The organism is Achromobacter sp. (genome assembly GCF_036567245.1).
Classification (GTDB): Bacteria; Pseudomonadota; Gammaproteobacteria; order Burkholderiales; family Burkholderiaceae_B; genus Achromobacter.
The window spans coordinates 1-1,644 of the sequence record NZ_DATCUY010000035.1; the positions used below are offsets into that span (position 1 = coordinate 1).

A 1,644-nucleotide genomic window follows, 5' to 3' on the forward strand; every position below is an offset into this window, starting at 1 on the left:
TAGCAGTCGAGCACCAGGCCGAACGGGTTGCGGGCGGGATCGATGTCCACGCGCGTGACCTTGATGGGGTAGCGCACCAGGGCGCGCTTGACCTGTTCCGCGCCGTAGTACTCGTCGGCGCTGATGTCCAGTGTCACCACCCAGTCGCGGTCGGAGACCACGCGCACGCGCGCCGTAGGGTCGTCGCCGTAGCCGCGGCCCGGGATTTCGTAGATGCCGCGCACGCGCTGGCGCAACTCACCCGTGCTACGGCGGTAGTCATAGTCCGCCCGTAGGAAGGCCTGGCAGGACGGCGTGAGGTACGGCGAGAGTGTGTGGAGGTTGCGTGCGTAGTCCTCTTCGCCATTCGCGGGCCAACGGTGGAGGGTCTGAAACACGTAGAACGTGAACGCATAGACCGATTCGGGCGGCACTTCCCACCACTTCCGGGTACTGCCGGATCGCAAGTCAGGGGGGACATGAATGGTCAGGTCGCGCGGGGCGCTCCACCAGCCGCCACCCATGACCAGGGAGACGATGACCAATGCCCCCGCGCCCAGCCGCAGCGTCTTGATGTGCGCCTGCAGGTGGGTGATCTCGTTCTTGAAGCGGCTCATCGCGCCCCCTTTGAAGCAGACCTTCGGGTGGTCCAGAAGCCGGAGCGCGAGATCAGCACGTGGCCGCCCATCCAGCCCGCCATCAGCGGATGGCGCGTGGTGATGCGCCATTGCAGTTGCCGATACAGCCAGGTGTCGGGGCGCCCGCGCTTGAGGCGCCGCAGGATGCCGCCGCCGATGAAGACGCCCAAGGCCACGCCCAGGACGACGAACGTCGGCGCGATGGCGATCGTGCGAAACACCCAGGAAAGCGGCGCGCCGACCAGCAGGCCGGCGGCGCCGGACAGGCCGCAGCAGATCCACAGCTCGTCGGCGGTGAGGCCGCGCACGACAACGGGATGGCGGTTGAGCCGGTGCGGAAGGAACGTGACCGTCCCGTCCGCACGGACGTGCTGCTGCTCGGACATACCGGCCTCGCTTTACAGGATGCCGGTGGCTTCGGTGAGCAGCCAGATGCCGATCACGAGCAGGACGGCGCCGATGGCAACGGTCAAGCCGAACTGGCCCCACGTTTTGCGGCCGGTGTGGATTTCCGCATAGGTGCCGTAGGCGTGGTAGCAGACACCGATGAAGATCGACGCGATTACCAGCAACGCGATCAGCATGATGATGTCGTAGCCGTAGTTGCGGATCGTCTCCATGATGCCGTTGCCGGTGCCGCGCGTCGGGTTCTCCAACTGCGGCAGGCCTTGAGCGAACGACAGCGCCGGCAGCGCGGCGGCGCCCAGCGCCACGGCAGCGCGCTGGACAAAACGAGAAGTGAGGATGCGGTTTTGCATGGTCATGCCTTTCAGGTCAGGAGAGGAGGAAGAAGCTCAGGACGAGGTACATCGCGACGAATCGGATGCAGACGCCGAGGAACTGGCGCTGGTTGAGGCGGCTCTCGGACCACCCCACGTAGGCCGTTCGGATGGCCCAGACGCCCCAGACGAGCAGGACCGCGAACACGACGCCGACCAGGACGGTCGCCATCGCGGAAGGCGCGATGCCGCTGTTGGCTTGAAATGCCGAGACCTGGGCGCCGTTCATGGCTTGCCCTCCGCAGTCG

At 66.4% G+C, this 1,644-nt stretch carries 4 protein-coding genes; all 4 read right to left on the minus strand.

The annotated features are described in order from the left end of the window. Positions 1-596 (minus strand): PFL_4703 family integrating conjugative element protein (locus tag VIR09_RS01270; RefSeq protein ID WP_332011005.1); only part of this gene is annotated, 596 nt, incomplete at its 3' end. Next, positions 593-1,003 carry a TIGR03750 family conjugal transfer protein gene (locus VIR09_RS01275; RefSeq protein ID WP_332011008.1) on the minus strand — a complete coding sequence of 137 codons (411 nt, stop codon included), beginning with the start codon at positions 1,001-1,003 and terminating at the stop codon, positions 593-595. The genes VIR09_RS01270 and VIR09_RS01275, both read right to left, overlap by 4 nt. Positions 1,004-1,015: 12 nt before the next feature. Further along, complete coding sequence (locus tag VIR09_RS01280) at positions 1,016-1,375, minus strand: TIGR03745 family integrating conjugative element membrane protein (protein WP_332011011.1); 360 nt, start codon at positions 1,373-1,375, stop codon at positions 1,016-1,018. 16 nt (positions 1,376-1,391) lie between these two features. Then, positions 1,392-1,625, minus strand: a complete 234-nt coding sequence (locus VIR09_RS01285) for a TIGR03758 family integrating conjugative element protein (RefSeq protein ID WP_003050225.1) — start codon at positions 1,623-1,625, stop codon at positions 1,392-1,394. Positions 1,626-1,644 lie beyond the last annotated feature (19 nt).

Excerpts from the sequence above, each read along its gene's own strand:
- VIR09_RS01275 (WP_332011008.1), bottom strand. The coding sequence starts at position 1,003 with ATGTCCGAGCAGCAGCACGTCCGTGCGGACGGGACGGTCACGTTCCTT.
- VIR09_RS01280 (WP_332011011.1), bottom strand. The coding sequence starts at position 1,375 with ATGCAAAACCGCATCCTCACTTCTCGTTTTGTCCAGCGCGCTGCCGTG.
- VIR09_RS01285 (WP_003050225.1), bottom strand. The coding sequence starts at position 1,625 with ATGAACGGCGCCCAGGTCTCGGCATTTCAAGCCAACAGCGGCATCGCG.